This is a genomic window from Niallia sp., assembly GCF_031978665.1.
In the GTDB taxonomy this organism is placed as follows: Bacteria; Bacillota; Bacilli; order Bacillales; family Cytobacillaceae; genus Niallia.
Window position 1 is genome coordinate 1 of the sequence record NZ_DALZDK010000031.1, and the last position, 17,557, is coordinate 17,557.

Annotated in this window: 16 protein-coding genes; 6 read left to right on the forward strand and 10 right to left on the reverse strand. The window is 33.8% G+C overall.

What is annotated here, in order from left to right; all coding sequences use genetic code 11:
* From RTL21_RS16470 to RTL21_RS16490, 5 genes are all read right to left on the reverse strand, one after another.
* Positions 1 to 249, reverse strand: a 249-nt coding sequence (locus RTL21_RS16470) for a hypothetical protein (protein ID WP_312097347.1), incomplete at its 3' end; no start/stop codon positions are given.
* A 23-nt stretch (positions 250 to 272) separates the two neighbouring features.
* The gene (locus RTL21_RS16475; RefSeq protein ID WP_312097349.1) at positions 273 to 1,100 is read right to left on the reverse strand and encodes a DegV family protein; all 828 of its coding nucleotides are present in this window, start codon (positions 1,098 to 1,100) and stop codon (positions 273 to 275) included.
* Positions 1,101 to 1,251: 151 nt separating this feature from the next.
* Positions 1,252 to 1,401 (reverse strand): sporulation histidine kinase inhibitor Sda, encoded by a 150-nt coding sequence (sda, locus tag RTL21_RS16480; protein ID WP_312097351.1) that lies wholly within the window; start codon positions 1,399 to 1,401, stop codon positions 1,252 to 1,254.
* 206 nt (positions 1,402 to 1,607) lie between these two features.
* Positions 1,608 to 2,294: a response regulator gene (locus RTL21_RS16485; protein WP_312097353.1), complete on the reverse strand. Its 687-nt coding sequence runs from the start codon at positions 2,292 to 2,294 to the stop codon at positions 1,608 to 1,610.
* A 25-nt stretch (positions 2,295 to 2,319) separates the two neighbouring features.
* The gene (locus RTL21_RS16490; RefSeq protein ID WP_312097355.1) at positions 2,320 to 3,459 is read right to left on the reverse strand and encodes a sensor histidine kinase; all 1,140 of its coding nucleotides are present in this window, start codon (positions 3,457 to 3,459) and stop codon (positions 2,320 to 2,322) included.
* A gap of 569 nt (positions 3,460 to 4,028) precedes the next feature.
* Here RTL21_RS16490 and RTL21_RS16495 point away from each other — a divergent pair.
* From RTL21_RS16495 to RTL21_RS16510, 4 genes are all read left to right on the forward strand, one after another.
* Positions 4,029 to 4,661 carry a YigZ family protein gene (locus RTL21_RS16495; protein ID WP_312097357.1) on the forward strand — a complete coding sequence of 211 codons (633 nt, stop codon included), beginning with the start codon at positions 4,029 to 4,031 and terminating at the stop codon, positions 4,659 to 4,661.
* Between the two features lie 128 nt (positions 4,662 to 4,789).
* On the forward strand, positions 4,790 to 5,860 hold the full coding sequence (locus RTL21_RS16500; protein WP_312097359.1) for an LCP family protein: 1,071 nt from the start codon (positions 4,790 to 4,792) through the stop codon (positions 5,858 to 5,860).
* A gap of 287 nt (positions 5,861 to 6,147) precedes the next feature.
* Positions 6,148 to 8,802, forward strand: coding sequence for a SpoIID/LytB domain-containing protein (locus RTL21_RS16505; protein WP_312097361.1), 2,655 nt, complete (start codon positions 6,148 to 6,150; stop codon positions 8,800 to 8,802).
* 245 nt (positions 8,803 to 9,047) lie between these two features.
* Positions 9,048 to 9,185: a hypothetical protein gene (locus RTL21_RS16510; protein WP_312097363.1), complete on the forward strand. Its 138-nt coding sequence runs from the start codon at positions 9,048 to 9,050 to the stop codon at positions 9,183 to 9,185.
* Between the two features lie 92 nt (positions 9,186 to 9,277).
* Here the strand turns inward: RTL21_RS16510 and RTL21_RS16515 are convergent, their stop codons facing one another.
* From RTL21_RS16515 to galU, 5 genes are all read right to left on the reverse strand, one after another.
* The gene (locus tag RTL21_RS16515; RefSeq protein WP_312097365.1) at positions 9,278 to 10,339 is read right to left on the reverse strand and encodes a glycosyltransferase family 4 protein; all 1,062 of its coding nucleotides are present in this window, start codon (positions 10,337 to 10,339) and stop codon (positions 9,278 to 9,280) included.
* Between the two features lie 297 nt (positions 10,340 to 10,636).
* A complete protein-coding gene (gene tagH, locus RTL21_RS16520; protein ID WP_312097367.1) occupies positions 10,637 to 11,446 on the reverse strand; it encodes a teichoic acids export ABC transporter ATP-binding subunit TagH in 810 nt (269 codons plus the stop codon).
* Between the two features lie 13 nt (positions 11,447 to 11,459).
* Complete coding sequence (locus tag RTL21_RS16525; protein ID WP_312097438.1) at positions 11,460 to 12,290, reverse strand: ABC transporter permease; 831 nt, start codon at positions 12,288 to 12,290, stop codon at positions 11,460 to 11,462.
* 83 nt (positions 12,291 to 12,373) lie between these two features.
* On the reverse strand, positions 12,374 to 14,458 hold the full coding sequence (locus tag RTL21_RS16530) for a CDP-glycerol glycerophosphotransferase family protein (RefSeq protein ID WP_312097369.1): 2,085 nt from the start codon (positions 14,456 to 14,458) through the stop codon (positions 12,374 to 12,376).
* A gap of 304 nt (positions 14,459 to 14,762) precedes the next feature.
* Positions 14,763 to 15,632: a UTP--glucose-1-phosphate uridylyltransferase GalU gene (gene galU, locus RTL21_RS16535; protein ID WP_312097371.1), complete on the reverse strand. Its 870-nt coding sequence runs from the start codon at positions 15,630 to 15,632 to the stop codon at positions 14,763 to 14,765.
* A 298-nt stretch (positions 15,633 to 15,930) separates the two neighbouring features.
* Here galU and tagD point away from each other — a divergent pair, with 298 nt between their 5' ends.
* Entirely contained in the window at positions 15,931 to 16,329 is a 399-nt protein-coding gene (tagD, locus tag RTL21_RS16540; RefSeq protein ID WP_312097372.1) for a glycerol-3-phosphate cytidylyltransferase, read from the forward strand.
* Positions 16,322 to 17,524, forward strand: coding sequence for a CDP-glycerol glycerophosphotransferase family protein (locus tag RTL21_RS16545; RefSeq protein ID WP_312097374.1), 1,203 nt, complete (start codon positions 16,322 to 16,324; stop codon positions 17,522 to 17,524). The genes tagD and RTL21_RS16545 overlap by 8 nt, the downstream gene beginning before the upstream one ends.
* Positions 17,525 to 17,557 lie beyond the last annotated feature (33 nt).

The following is a 17,557-nucleotide window of genomic DNA, read 5'->3' on the forward strand; positions in this document are numbered from 1 at the left end:
TTTACTTGCGACTTCTCCACTCTTACTTGCGACTTTCTCACTCTTACTTGCGACTTCTCCATCTTTACTTGCGACTTTCCCACTCTTACTTGCGACTCTGCACTTTACTTGCGACTCCTCCACTCTTACTTGCGACTTTCCCACTCTTACTTGCGACTTTCCCACTCTTACTTGCGACTTCTCCACTCTTACTTGCGACTTTCCGACTCTTACTTGCAACTTCTCCACTCTTACTTGCGACTTTCTCACTCTTACTTGCGACTTTCCCACTCTTACTTGCGACTCTTCACTTTACTTGCGACTAAATGGGTTCCGATTACGGCACCAAAGTAACTTAAGGAGAATTCAATGTTCGGGAATTCTTGTTCTAATTCTGCTTTCCATTCTATTGCCTCTTCTTCACGATTAGCATGGATAATGACTGCGTAGTAGCTGTCGCCATTTGTTGCTTCTCGTAAAAGTTCTACGATGCGCTTCATTGCTCTTTTTTTTGTGCGAATTTTTTCAAATGGGACAATTAATTTATCTTTGAAATGAAGCAATGGCTTTACTTGAAGGAGACTACCTATTATTGCTTGCGCACTTGAAAGGCGACCGCCTCGCTGAAGATTGGACAGATCGTCTACCATAAAGTAGGCATGACTTGTTTCTTTCAATTCATCTAGAATTGGAATTATCTCTGCAGCTGATTTCCCTTGTTGGACTAACTTTGCTGCTTCAATTGCATAAAAGCCTTGAACCATACAACTTACTTCTGTATCAAAAGCGAATACTTCAATTCCTTCCACCATATCTCCAGCAGAAATTGCACCTTGATATGTTCCGCTTATTCCACTTGATAAGTGAATACTAATTACCTCATCATAATTCTCAGATAGCTTTTCAAATAGCTCCACAAATTTTCCAATAGGTGGCTGAGAGGTAGTTGGCAATTCCTTTGTTTTAATTTCTTCATAAAAGTCGGCAGCAGATAAATCTACTTCTTCCTCAAACACTTCTGTACCTAAAATTACCGTCAACGGAATCATATGTATATCATACTTTTCTCTCACATCTTGAGGAATATAAGCCGTACTATCTGTAACAATAGCTGTTTTCATCCAATTAATTACCATCCTTATCTATTCATCTGTATATCATTTTAACTAAACATGTGATTATTTGCATTATAATATATTAACTCTATTATAATGCACAAAAGGAGGAATTTATATGGATTTTTAAAAGGCAGGGTAAATATAACAACAGATCTCAGCTTTGTGAGGAATGAGAAATTGGAAGATTTCTTCTCTTTAGTTCATCAAGGAGGATCATGATGAACTCTTCTGCTAACTCTAATTTTACAGCTTCTGCATATGCTTTTAAAAGGATTGGATCCGAAATTCTGTTTATTCCATTCATTGCCAATCCTCCTATCATTTTAGTGTCATTACACATATCTTATCAAGAATCACACTAAAAATATAGGTAAAAACACCCATAAAAGACAGAATTTTATGACGATTTTTCAACAAATGCAATCAGAACTTCCTCCATTTTTCTACTCTTTTCTATAAATAAAAAGGAGCTCTTCAAACCAACTAGTGATTTAATAGCTCCCTTTCTTATTAACGAACTTCTACCCAACCGTTTTTAATTGCAACAACAACTGCTTGTGTACGATCATTTACGTTCATTTTTTGTAAAATATTACTTACATGGTTTTTAACGGTTTTTTCACTGATGAATAGTGCCTCACCGATTCCTCTATTGCTTTTACCATCTGCAAGAAGCTGCAATACTTCACATTCACGTCTTGTTAATAAATGCAATGGTCTTCTAATTTCTACAACTTGTACATGATGTTCATCTGAGTTAGCATTTTCTAATGCTAAACGACGATATTCATTTACTAAATTGTGGGTTACTTTTGGATGTAAATAAGAACCCCCATCTGCAACTACTTTAACAGCTTCAATTAGTGCATCTGCATCCATTTCTTTTAGCAGATAACCGCTTGCTCCTGTTTTTAATGCATGTGTTACATAGTTTTCATCATCATGAATGGATAGAATAATGACCTTTGTTTCTGGAAATTTCTCTAATAATTGTCTTGTTGCCTCTACTCCATTAATAGTAGGCATGTTTATATCCATAATGGTAACATCTGGTTGATATTCTTCAATCAGCTGAATGGCTTGTGTACCATCATCTCCTTCAGCTACAACCTCGAAACTCGATTCGAAATCGAGAATTCTTTTTACCCCTTCTCTAAACAATTGGTGATCGTCAATAATAACTATCTTTGTAGTCAACTGCTCCGCCTCCCTTTTTTCTTTATCATCTAATAGGAACGTTGATCATAACTATGGTTCCAATTCCAAGCTTGGAATCAATGGTTATTTCCCCATCAAGGAGTTGTACTCTTTCTCTCATCCCAATCAAGCCAAAGGATTCTTCCTTTTTCTGATTCTTATCGAATCCTTTTCCATTATCCTTAACCAAAACGATGATCTGATCTCTTCGCAATTCTACTTTAACTGCAATATTAGATGCTTCTGCGTGCTTTAAAGCATTTTGTACAGATTCTTGAACTAAGCGAAAAAGTGCAACTTCGTATTTACTTGGAAGTCTTGTTTCTTTCCCTATTGTAGCAAACTCAATCTTGGTAGATTCATGATACTCTTCTATTGTTTTCAAATATTTCTTTAACGTAGGAATAAGACCTAAATCATCTAAAGCCATCGGACGAAGATCATAAATAATTCTTCTAACTTCATATAATGCACTTCGAACCATGACTTTTAAGTTTCTGATTTCTTCGAAAGCCTCTTTTGCACCACGCTCTTTATATATTCTTTCCACTAAATCAGAACGCATCATGACATTTGCCATCATTTGTGCTGGACCATCGTGTATTTCTCGAGAAAGTCTTTTTTTCTCTTCTTCCTGAGCACCAATAATTTTCAGACCAAAATCCTGCTTTTGCTTGGCATCTTCTATTACTTCGCCAACCTGTTTTAAATCACTAACTAAGTAATTCATTACAACAGATATTTGCGTTACCAGATGCTCTGCCCGCTCTATTGTTTCGTCCAGACCTAACAACCGGCGCTCTAAATCATCCCGACGTTCGCGATATTGCTTTTCAAGGTGACGATTCATGCTTAAATCCATTTGCAGCGTATGCGCTCTTTCATAAGCTTCACGTACTTCCGATTCTGAGTATTCATTAAAATGCTTACTCACTTCTGATAAGCGTTTACGAGCAAATCGAGACTGGATTTCTAGCTTGTCTCCTTTTTCTATCGTTTCTAACACAAGTACTTTCATTTCTTTTAATTCTTCGGTAAGGGTTTCATAATCTTGTCGACATTGTTCTCCAATACGAAAAATTTCGTCTTTGCTGGAACCAACGGTCTGAATCATTTGTTCCACAATATAATCTAACGTTTTTGTGTCAAATTTCCTTATTAACATATAGAATTCCTCCAAAAAGGCTAAAACCCTTCCAACATCCATTCTTATTTTAGCTTGAAAGTTAATAATATGTATAATTCATCGTAAAATAAATTAAAATCGTTATTTAGACACATATTTTTCTATTCAAAACCATGTCTTAAGACCTATTAACTTTAAGGATTACTGTGAAAAAGTATGTAAAAATTGATAATATAATTTTATCCTATTCTAAACAAAAAACAAAGAGAAAGAAAATACATAATAGGAAAGAACCTGAAAACCAAGTACTCGTAAGCCTCGCATGATATATAGCCCATACCATATGTAGCGGGTCTTTTCGAGCATGGAGTTTTACTTATTATATCATGCTTGCTAAATTGCTATATTAAGATTTGATTACAAAGAGATCAATAATTGAAGAATAGACAATGTCGAATTATAATGAAATAAGGCTAATGAACGAATTTCTATTATTTTTTATAAGAAACGATAGATTTCACCAACTTAAATAACGAACAAAAAGCTTCCTAAAAAAATTATGGACTGCAAATTACGATTATTAAGACACAATGAAAGGAGCTTTACCTATGCTTCCTTCCTATCTTACTGTGCCTAGCTACGGAGAATATGAGCTAATTATTCAAAAGTCACGTTTTATTGCTCATATCGCTCGAACTGAGACTGAAGAAGCAGCACAAGCCTTCATAGGAGAAATTAAGAAAAAACATAAAGACGCAACACATAATTGTTCCGCTTATTTAATCGGGGAGCATGATCAAATTCAAAAGGCAAATGATGATGGGGAACCAAGTGGAACGGCAGGAGTACCAATCCTCGAAGTGCTCAAGAAAAAAGGCCTGAAAGATACTACAGTTGTTGTAACAAGGTATTTTGGAGGCATTAAGCTTGGTGCGGGTGGACTAATTCGCGCTTACGGGAAAACGACCTCTGAAGGATTAGCAAATGTTGGAATCGTCGAAAGAAAATTAAAGCAAATAATCGGCGTATCCATTGATTATCCATTACTTGGGAAAATGGAAAATGAATTACGTTCATCGAACTATCAAATTAAGGATATTCATTATTTAGAAAACGTCGAAATGGATGTCTTTGTGGATTCTAAAGACGTCGAGACCTACAAAGCTTGGATAACTGACCTAACGAATGGACAAGGTATTATTACAGAAAAAGAATCCCTTTACGCCGAATCAGTCATTTGAATTTTTTACAATAAACACCAAAATATACCTCGAATAGAAATAAAGAGTTAATTTACGAAATCAATATTTAACGGTAAAATAGTACTATGCTTTTTTGAGGTTATTTTTCATTTATAAAGGAGAAACTTATGGCAAAAAACACAAGAGAAACTTATATAAAAGATACAAGGAATAAGAAACGAAAAAAGCTCAAGCTTTTTATTTTTGTTCCGTTGCTTGTTATTATTTTAGCTGGTCTTGGTTATGGAGCAACCCTCTATTCAAAAGCCAAATCAGTTGTCGATGATTCGTACGAGCCAATTGACCGAGACTCATTGAGAGAAGCTAAAGTAGATCCAAATATTGATGATGTTTCCATTCTATTTATTGGAGTAGATGACAGCGAAAAAAGATCAAATGCATCTGGAACAACCCGCTCTCGATCCGATGCTCTAATGGTAGCTACTTTAAACGAGAAAGAAAAGTCCGTTAAATTGCTAAGTATCCCTCGTGATTCCTATGTGTATATTCCCGAACGCGGCTATTCCGATAAAATTACCCATGCACATTATTTCGGGGGTGTGACTTCTACATTAGATACGGTAGAAGGATTACTTGAGATTCCCATTGACTATTATGTAAAAATGAATTTTGACGCCTTTATGGATGTAGTTGATGCTTTAGGTGGTATTGACGTCGATGTTCCAGTTACGTTTACAGAGCAGAACTCAAAAGATAAAGCTGGCGCTATCCATCTTGAAGAAGGATATCAAGAATTAGATGGCGAAGAAGCGCTTGCCCTTGCAAGAACAAGAAAAATTGATAATGACATCGAACGCGGAAAAAGACAACAATTAATCATGGAAGCAATTATGAAAAAAGCTGTATCAGTCGAAGGTATAACGAAATATGCGAAAGTAATGGAAGCTGTAGGCAGCAATATGACAACAGACCTATCATTCAGCGATATGCAATCCTTAATTGCCTATGCAACAGCAGACAATGGTTTACAAGTTGAGACACTTACCTTAGCTGGTACTGACGGTCGAGTGGATGGAAAATATATTTATCAATTAGATGAAACAGCTTTAGCTGAAACAAAATCCATTCTTCAGCAGCATTTAGGAGTAAGCAGCAGTCTTAATTCAGAAACAGACAGTTCTACTGAAACTGAAACTGATATGACAGATACAACAACAGATACTTCCACTTTAAACTAATAACTATCTTGGACATGCACACTTTATCCCATACGTGCATGTCTTTTTTTTGCAAAATTCCCGTATCCATTTTTCCCCTTGCACGCTTATTGTATATCTTTTCCTCACAAGTTATATGAAATCTATTTCTCTCTTAAACTACCAGTATTAACCACGAAATATTAGGATAAAAGTATGATAGAATCATACTAGCTTCTAAAAATCTATCCCTTCTCTGCCCTTCATCAAAACAATTACTCTAATAAACCTCAGTAAAAATATGACAATTAAATAAAGGAGAAACGATAATGAAAAAAACACTATCATTGTTGTTGTCATTATTTCTATTTATATCGATCCTACCTGCTTTCGAGAATCAGGCATATGCAAGTGGCAGTGAACCACAAGTGCATGTCATGCTAAAAAATTACCTAGGAAACAAAACACAAATTACGATTACCCCATCTGGAACATATCAAACCGATGATGGGAAAAATATTTTAACGAACACAATTGAATATACCCTTAAGTTAGAGCAATCTAAACTTAAATTATATAAAGGAAATACCATTATTTTGGAATCAGGTTCTCTTACGCTAACACCTTCTAATCCTGATGACTATTTAATCATTAATAATAGAAAATATAAAGGTTCCTTTGAATTCATTATGGAAACATTAAACGGTTCTAACTATATTCGTCCTATCAATACAATTGGTATGGAAGAATATCTTAAAGGGGTCGTGCCCAGTGAAATGCCTGCATCTTGGAATATTGAATCCTTAAAGGCCCAAGCGATTGCAGCACGTACCTATTCATGGAATTATGGCGGCAAAACGATTACGGATACAATCAGTCATCAAGTATACGGTGGACTAAGTGGTTCACATCCTAATTCTGATAAAGCAGTCGAAGCGACAACTGGACAAGTATTAAAATATAACAATACATTAATCGATGCCGTTTACTCTGCAAGTAATGGTGGGGTAATGGAATCTGCTAAAAATGTATGGGGCAATGACTTTGCCTATCTAAAAAACGCGGCAGACCCCTACGATACAAGCTATACTTGGAGCTTTGATGTCCAAAAAACGCAAATAGATATGAAAGACAAAGATCTAGCAAATCCAGAAGTATGGTGGAACAAGGTTTCCGAAAAGGACAGCACCATTGTTGCAAATCTAAAAACATGGTTAAAGGACAACGGTTATAAAGACAAAGACATTAAAATTGTGTCCGTTCCTGCTTTATCTTTTAATAGTCCTTCCACAACAAAAAGAGTTAGCACTGGTTCTATCTCTATTCAGTTTTACGTGAAAGATAAGAAAGACAAAAACGGAAAACTAATATTACAAGAAATTAATCAAACAAATGTCGCGGCATCTAAAGTTAGAGCTATGATTGGTCTAAATTATGTAAAAAGCTATCTTGTGACAAAAAGCGCATCAAATACTACTACACATAGTATTGCAGGAAGCGGCTATGGCCACGGAGTCGGTTTAAGCCAATATGGAGCTAATAACCGCGCTAATGCAGGGCAAAAGTACACAACCATTTTGGCGTTTTATTATCCTGGTACGCAACTAATTACAGAATATACAAGCACAGCTATTACGCCACCAGAAATAAAAGATACAAAAGCTTCTTTTACAAGTTCAAATAACTTGGTTAACGTTTCATTTACGCTTACAAAAGCAGCGAATACCCTCATAAGAATCAAAGATAGCACAGGAAAAATTAAAACAACCCTTTTAAATAATGATGCATTAAAAGCTGGTAATTACACTTATACTGCTAATGCCTCAACTTGGACGAATGGAAATTATACAGCTGAAATCATAGCGACGGATAATAATAATAATCAAGTAACGAGCACTGCAACAGTAAAAATAACTCAATTAGAAGCACCATCGATTAGTTCTATCAAAACAACTTACGATACGAATTCAAACACGATTAATGCATCCTTTTCTGTTAATCAAGCGACGAAAGCGTCCGTGACTATTACAGACAGTAAAAACAAAGTCGTAAAAACATTAGCAAGCGGCAAATCTTTACCTGCCGGAACTTCCTCTTTTAAATGGGATGTACAAAATGTTAGTGATGGAACTTATACGTTAACGATTAAAGCTGTTAATAGTATTGGCAAAGAAAAAATAGTTAAACAAAATTTCAGCTTAAAAAAAGCTACTGCGCCAACGATTAAAGATGTGAAGACTAGCTATGATACAGCTGGGAACAAAATGAAGGTTAGCTTTAACGTAAACCAATCATCTAAAACAACGGTTAAAATCATGAACAGCAAAAATAAAGTCGTGAAGACACTTGCTTCCAATCAATCACTCAAAGCAGGAACTCATTCTTATACTTGGAGTGTTGGAAACACAAGTGATGGCAGCTACACTGTATCTGTAGAATCCGTCAATACAAGTAACTTAAAGAAAACAGTTAAACAAAAATTCACATTAAAAAAGGCTACTGCACCAACCATTAAAAATGTGAAAACTAGCTATGATTCCACTGGGAACAAAATAAAGGCGAGCTTTCACGTAAATCAATCAACAAAAACTACAGTAAAGATTATAAACAGCAAAAATAAAGTCGTAAAAACACTTGCTTCCAATAAATCACTAAAAGCTGGAACTTATACCTACACTTGGAGTGTTGGAAAAACAAATGATGGCAGCTATAAGGTATCTGTTGAATCTACGAATACAAGTAAATTAAAGAAAACAGCTTCTAAAAAGTTTACTTTATATAAAGTGAAAACAGGAACCATAAAAGCATCAAAGCTTCATATTAGGCAAAAGCCAACCACTTCGTCAAAAATAGTCGGGGCCATCCCTAATAAGAAGCAAGTAAAGATATACGCCAAAAGTGGTTCATGGTATAAAATTAAGTATGGCAAAACAACAGGCTATGTATCGGCAACGTATGTGAAGAATGTGAAGAATTTGAAATAAGCAAATGCCGTTGTAAAAAGAGCATTGATTCGTCAATGCTCTTTTTTATTAGTTACTTTCTAACATACATACTAAATCTTCTCTAAATTAATAAAAAAAATTCACTCCCATAAAGCAATGAAAATAATGAAATTGGGTATAGTAACAATAAATCATTTCAAAAAAAGGATCCCTTAATAAATTTCATTTATTTTGACCATACTAATCTTAATAAAAATGAAATAGGATAAAATGAGGTGTTCTAAATGTTAAAAAAAATGTTAACATTTTTAAATGATGCTATCGAAAAACCATTATTTTCAGACCATGAGCCTAGCATTTGGAATGAATTCGAAGATGATTTTTATGAAGAAGAAGTAGATGAAAAGCACAGGCTTTTGTAACAGTCTCTATTTTACTTTTTAAAACTCGTACAAATAAGCTAAAAAAGATTCCTTTTCATACTAAAAAGCCCTCTTTTTAAGAAGGGCTTTTTTTATCGATTTTTATCCGTTGAATATCTTATATCATTAATAAATTTTAATATCGGCTTATAATTTTTCCCTACTAATCCAATCTTTTCAACAATTAATTCAATGATGAACAAGACTGTAACAATTAGGAGGATAGCCCCCCACACTTTTGCCATGGAAAAGATCACAGCAACAAGTCCAAAAAAAGATGCCATTGCATATATGATAATAACCGTTTGTCTATGGGTAAAACCTATATTTAATAAACAATGATGCAAGTGAGACTTATCTGGAGCCATCAATGGTTGTTTATTAACTAGGCGACGAATAATGGCAAAGAATGTATCGGAGATTGGTACTCCCAAAATAATAACCGGAATTACAAAAGAGATTAACGTTACATTCTTAAATCCTAATAACGACATAACTGCAATAATATAGCCGAGAAATAACGCTCCCGTATCTCCAAGGAAAATCTTTGCAGGATAAAAATTAAATAATAAAAACCCAAGCGTACTTGCTAAAACAATCGAAGAAATCGCAATTACGTATCCATTTCCCATAATCATCGCCATCCCAGTAATCGTAAATAGCGCAATACAGGAAACACCTGAGGCAAGGCCATCTAATCCATCAATTAAATTAATGGCATTCGTGATACCAACAATCCACAGAATCGTTATTGGTATATCTAAAAAGCCAAACTCTAATTGTCCACCAAATGGCAAGTTGATAAATTCAACTTGTACGCCACCCCAAACGACTACAATTATTGCAGCAATTGTTTGAGCAACAAACTTAATCTTTGCATTGAGATTATAAATATCATCTAACATTCCCGTTGCAATTATAATAACACTACCAATCAGTATTGGATAATGATAGTCTTTACCAGGATTGATCGCTAATGCACCGATAACAAAACTAATATATATAGCTAAACCGCCCATACGCGGCATGATTTTATGATGTACTTTTCGTTTTTCTGGTTTATCCATTGCTCCAACTTTAAATGCAAGCTTCTTCACTAATGGAGTCAGTAAGATAGAAGCAATAAAACATACCACGAGCATTATATAAATCATGGAGATCCTCCCTAATGCCTTTAATAACGTACATTTTAGGCATCTGTCTATTCTTGCATATAATCGAAATTTATTATAACACAATACCAACTGGCTTGGCTTAACAAATTACATCCTTATTTTACATTTATATTACAAATTTTTAACCTCATCTATAAAGAACTTGATTATTATTATATATGACGTTCTTTCGTTTGGAAAGTTTCATCCCAAGTAAATATTAAATTTCACCCCTATACAACAAAACCGCTCTAATTTTAGAACGGTTACTACTTGAAAAAAAAGATTCTTCTCCCATTAGACCTTACCAACAAATGCAGGATCACTTCTTCTTTTAAGACCCGCCTCTTGAAATTCCTTTTTTTCTTTTAGCGACATCTTTTTATATGCTACTAAAAATTCTTCATATGCTGGCATTACTTCATTAATAGTTCCAGCCATCTTCAATTCTCCGTGTTCAAGCCATATTCCCTTTTCGCAAAATTGCTTCATCTGCCCAATCGAGTGACTGACAAAGAACATTGTTTTACCACGTTTTTTAAACTCATTCATTTTATCTAAGCATTTTTCAGCAAAAGCTTTATCCCCTACTGATAACGCTTCATCAATAATTAATACATCTGGATCTGTATTAACAGAAATAGCAAAGCCTAGACGAGACTTCATTCCACTTGAATAGGATTTTACCGGTTGATCAATGAACTTACCAAGCTCAGAAAACTCGATAATTTCTGGTTCTAATTCTTCTATTTGCTGTTTAGTAAATCCAAGCATTAAACACTTTAATTCAATATTCTCTCTGCCCGTTAATTCTCCGTTAACGCCAGCAGATACGGCAATAAGGGATGCTTGCCCATCAATTTCTACCTCTCCGGAAGTTTGAGGAACAATTCCAGCTATAATATTAGAAAGCGTTGATTTACCAGAACCATTTACACCAACAAATCCAATGACATCCCCTTTTTCTGCTTCAAAGCTAACATTTTTCAATGCAAAAAAAGGTTCACCATAATTTTTCGGCAGAAAAATATCCTTTAGTTTCTCCGAATTATTTTTATATAATTTATATCTTTTCGTTAAATTTCTAACTATCACAGACTTTTCCATACGATACCTCCGATTATAAAAAGTCGATAAAATGTCTTCTGAATTTCACATGCATATATGACCCGACACATAAAAGGAGGAAGACCAATCCCCAGAAATAAAGAGTGATAGCAGGGTGGGCAGTAATAAACCATCCTTCTCCAAGCAAAGCATAACGATATCCTTCAATTAAATAATAGACTGGATTTAAGAGCATGACATAATCAAAAATCCTTCCAAATGCCGTATCGCTGAATCGTCCTGCTGGCCATAAGATCGGCGTTATATATAACAATACTCTCATTAACGATTGTAGCAGCATTTGAAAATCGCGCACAATTGTTGAAATAGTGGAGGTAATTAAAGAAACAGCAAATAAAAAAACAACAGCTGCAAATAAAAAATATGGCAATTGTAAGTAATAAATAGAAATAGGATATCCAATAAATTGAAAAATAATCACTACCATTATCATTAATAGCAATTGAGGATAGAGTAGTGATATTATCACATATGAAGGAATGGCACTTAATGGAAAATTCATCCTTGAAACCATTCTTAGCCTCGTATAAATAGATTTAGACCCCTGTGTAATAGCAGGATAAATAAAAAACCACAACAAAATCCCTGAAAGCATCCAAATGAAAAATGGTATAGGGCCATGTGTCCCTTCTACTGTTGGTCTGTCTTGAACAAACCCGAATACAAACCAATATATTGCAATTTGGATAGCCGGATTGATAAATTCCCACAGAATTCCTAAATAATTATTTCTATTGGAACTTTTTAGCTCATACATAGAAAGCCTTTTTATTAGATGAAAGTTATCTAATTGTTCTTTTAGTACTTTAAACATCGAATTCATCATATTTTTGCCCTTCTATAAGTTTGTTTATCCTCTATTTCAAATAATCCTTACAAAATATGCAAAAGACAAATCATTATCCTTCACTGTAAGAACACTTCTTTTACAACCCGAGCGGAAGCATTACCATCCTCAAGATAACAAAACTTATTATAAAAATCGTTAAACTTTTGATTAGTTACATTACCTGAATTTATACATTCAATGACCTCATCTGTGGTTTTTGCTAATGGCCCTGGGGCTTTTTTCTCGAAATCAAAGTAAAAACCTCGCAATTTATCACGGTATGTTTCAATGTCATAAACAAAAAAGATAATTGGTCTTTTTAAATTTCCATAGTCAAAGAAAACAGAAGAATAATCAGTTATAAGTAAATCAGAGATTAAATACAGTTCCCTAATATCCTCATAATTAGAGTAATCAAAGGCAAATCCCTTATACGGAGAAAGATCAAAGTTTTCTGCCACTAAGTAGTGCATTCTTAATATAACTACATATTCCTCTCCTAATTCTCTTTTTAACTTATTTAAATCCAATTCTAAATCAAATTTGTATTTTCCCTTTTTATAAAATTGATCGTCGCGCCATGTGGGAGCATATAATAATACCTTTTTATCTAAAGGAATGGCAAATTTCTCCTTCAATTGGCGAAGCTCTTCCTTCGAGTGTTTTTTATATAAAATATCATTTCTTGGATATCCTGATTCAATCATTTTCTTCTTAAATTGAAAGGCACTCTTAAAAATCTCTGAAGAATAAGCATTTGGAGAAATCAAATAATCCCAATTTCTTGCTTCATATAAAAAATTGCTTTTATACATTTTGGTATTTGTTTCTGGCATATGTACTTCATCCATATCAGCTGCTAGCTTCTTTAGCGGTGTCCCATGCCAAGTTTGCAAATAGGTTGTATGCCTTGGCTTAGGTATCCAAAGTGGTAATCTACTATTGCTAACCCAAAAATTAGCCCTTGCCATAATAAACAGCCATTTTATCGAAAAACGAGGAACAACATCTAAATTCTTCCCCTCAAAGTTTTTTAAATACCTTGGATCTACACTCCAATATAATTTGAATTCTGAATGGTTAGCTTGAATATACTCATAGATAGCTCTCGGATTACAACTATATTGTTTTCCCAAAAAGCTTTCAAATACAATTGAATTCTTTTTGACAGGAAAATAGCCAACCACTTTAAATAATACTTTATATACCAACAAAAGCTTATTTGCATTTTTCCATTTTCTAAATAACTTGCTAGTATTCTCATACAGTTGTTGTTTATAGTAGTATGGCGATACGGAAATGGATAAATACCTTTTGGGAGTTTTTGTTCTTACCTTTACTCTTTTTTTGGATTTCGAAATGGTACAAATTCGTTTTTGCTTATTTTTTTCTCCATCAGCTGGTAAATAAGCCAACTGATTACATTTAAGTACTTTATGTTTTGCTTCATCTTGAAAACTGATTTCAAGGTGAAATCTATAATGAACTTTTTTTAGACTATGAAGGCCCTCTGTTAAATAAATTGTTGTTTCAAACCTTCTATATGTAGAAAAACGGTCGTTTGAATTATCTTTTCCCGTTCCATCTAAGGAAAAACGCGAAATATGACTATCTAAATCATTCTCCATTATAAGTGTTCCTGTTACCTTAGACGGCTCTTTTGTGTGCCATTCAGGAAAATCATAATAACCAGCTACAAAAATAGAGCCATCTTTTCTTATAGTCGCCCTATCAATAGCAGCAAATAATAAAGGCTCAGATGTTCTAAAGACAAGTTCTCCTCTTTTTGTTGTAGAAGGAAAGAATACAAAATTTTCTTTTTCAAAATAGTAGTATAATAAACCTGTTACCTTTTCACTACACAGCAATCTTTTTTTTTGTTTATCGGCTATCTGTACATATATTTCCCATTTTGTCTTTCTGGAAAACGCTTTGCTATGTTCTTCTATATCAATCACTGATTCATACAAACCAAGTCCATCCAAAGAGGAGATTTGCGTAAGCGAAAATGGAATACACTTATCCGTATCCTTTAAATAAAAAAGGAGTGAGTCCTGCTCAGCCGAAAGCAAAGTCTCATCGAAATAAAACTGTATATATACCTTATTCTCTCTTATTTCTATCTCCTTTACTTTATGATTGCTAACTTCCGATTCACTCATTTTGTATCTCCCCTTATATTATGCGAAAAAAGTGATTAATCATTTATGTCAATAAATAGAGTTTATAATCTATCAAACATTATATCGGTTAGAGGATGGGATTTCAAACCTAAATAAACGGAAGAAAAAACAGTATAAAAGAAGGCTACTAAATATATTAGCAACCCCTTGATAAGTAACACCCTTATTCTTTATGGCGCTCTTCTCCATGAAGGGGATGTTCGCTTTTGCATGGCAATTCAAACAACTCTGGATAAGGAAACTTCATTTTATTTATATAGTTTAGCTAAAGGCATTTTCCCCTCTAGAGCCTCTCAGCTAATTCTTTTATATATCCTTTTAACTCTTCTTTAATATCCTGTCTTTTTAGAGCAAATTCAATCGTTGTCTGTATAAATCCAAATTGCTCCCCTACATCATAGCGATTGCCTTCAAACTGATAAGCAAAAACTCTTTGAATTTGATTTAGCTTCTCTATTGCATCTGTTAGCTGAATTTCTCCACCAGCGCCAATCTGCTGTTCTTCAAGAAATCGAAAAATTTCTGGAGTGAAAATATACCGACCAATAATCGCTAAATTAGACGGGGCTGTTCCTTGTTTCGGCTTTCCAACAAACTTCTTTACTTGATGTCTTCTTCCTTGTCCTTCAATCGGATCGACGATTCCATATCGATGTGTTTCAGAATCTGGTACAACTTGTACTCCTATAATCGATGATAGAGTATCACTATATTGATTTATTAATTGAGCAAGACAAGGTACTTCACTATCTACAATGTCATCACCTAGCAAAACAGCAAATGGCTCATTTCCGATAAAATTCCTTGCACACCAGACAGCATGTCCTAATCCCTTTGGCTCCTTTTGTCTTATGTAATGAATTTCTACATTAGAAGATTCCTTCACTTTCTCTAATAATTCAAATTTTTCTTTCGAAATTAAGTTTTCTTCTAATTCTAATGCATTATCAAAATGATCTTCAATCGCTCGCTTTCCTTTTCCTGTGACAATAATAATATCTTCAATACCTGAATCAATAGCTTCTTCTACTATATATTGAATGGTTGGTTTATCTACAATTGGAAGCATTTCCTTTGGCATTGCTTTCGTAGCTGGAAGAAACCTAGTTCCAAGTCCAGCAGCTGGTATAATTGCCTTTTTAACTTTCGACATAACTATTCCTCCCACGAAAATTTCCCATTTATCCTTCTATTTTATCCCCAAATATTAATCTTAACACCCAAATTCTTACTTTACTTATTTTTACTATTATACCCCTAACAATTAATATCAACTTGTTATTTAGATATAAAAGCCTTAAAATAACAGTATTGTACCTAATGAATGTTGTTTCCATTTTGTTTCCACGTATGACATTTTAGTTTTTTTCGGACAATAAAAGTAAATATAGTAACTGTTAACCTTATATTTAATAATATATATTCCATGAAATCCTTTTAGGAGGAAAAAAATGAAGAAAGTAATCACGTATGGTACCTTTGATTTACTTCATTGGGGCCACGTAAACTTATTAAAACGTGCTAAAGAATTAGGAGATCATTTGACTGTAGCTATTTCGACAGATGAATTTAATAAACAAAAACATAAAGAAGCGTATCACAGTTTTGAAAATAGAAAGGCCATTTTAGAGTCTATTCGCTATGTAGATAAAGTGATTCCTGAAAATAATTGGGAGCAAAAGATACAGGATGTAATTGACAATGATATTGATATCTTTGTAATGGGAGATGATTGGAAAGGTCAATTTGACTTTTTAAAGGAATATTGTCAAGTGATATATCTTCCTAGGACAGTTGGAATATCAACTACAAAAATAAAGAAAGATTTATACAGAGTAAATAATGGTTAGAGAATTTGCTATCACTATTTACTTAGCCATTTTCTCCTTTTTCTTTAACCTATTTAAACTTTTCCCAGTAAAAAGTAAAATTGTTTTTTGCATCTCTTTTGTAGAAAATACTGCGTTTATTTATGAGGAACTAAAGAAACGGAATGTCAATACACGCATTGTATTGATTAATGAAAACAATGCATGTTTTTCCTATTTTAGTCAGAAAAATGACAATGATACTGTCCTGTTATTAAAGCCAAAAAAAATATATTCTTTTCTTTTATCCATTTATCATCTTGCTACGGCCAAAGTTATTATACTTGATAATTACTTTGGCTTTCTTTCCGCAATTCAGTTTAAAAAAGAAGTAAAAAAAGTACAAATATGGCATGCGGCTGGAGCAATTAAACAATTTGGATTAAAGGATCCATCTATTCAGAACCGAAGCAAGAGAGCAAATGAACGATTCAAATTAGTTTATAACCAATTTGACCATATTATAGTAGGTTCTAAAAAAATGGAGCATATTTTTATTGAAGCTTTTGGGGTAAAATCTTCCCAATTTATTTATACAGGTATTCCAAGAACCGATATTTTTTTTGATGAAATCACAAAAAGGAAAATAGTCCAGAATCTGCAATCGACGTATCCCTTAATAAAGGATAAAAAAATCATCTTGTATGCCCCTACATTTAGAGATGGGGAACTTAATAATTATCGACTGCCTATTGATCTATCTTCTCTCCAAAAAAGACTAGGTGATAGCTATATTTTGATTTTAAAATTACATCCAGCTATAAAAAACAGCATCGATATCGAAAAGTATCATAATTTCGCATTAAACTTGTCCAATTATCCAAGGATAAACGATCTTCTATTTATTACAGATTATTTGATAACGGATTATTCTTCCATTCCTTTTGAATTTTCCTTTTTACATAAGCCCATGATATTTTTCCCTTATGATTTGGAGGACTATATTGCCACACGTGGTATATGGGAATCATATGAGAGCATGGTACCAGGACCAGTTGTTTACTCAACAGAAGCTATAGTAGATGCGATATGCAGTAATTCGTTCGATCTTAATCGCATTACTTCTTTTCATCAGACCTGGAACGAATTTTCCGTAGGGCATTCTAGTTCTAATTTAGTTTTGCTCATTGAAGAATGGATAAATGAAAATAAGAAAAGCAGAAAGAGCACAAGATAGCTTGTGCTCTTTCTGTTTTTCTATAACCATGTC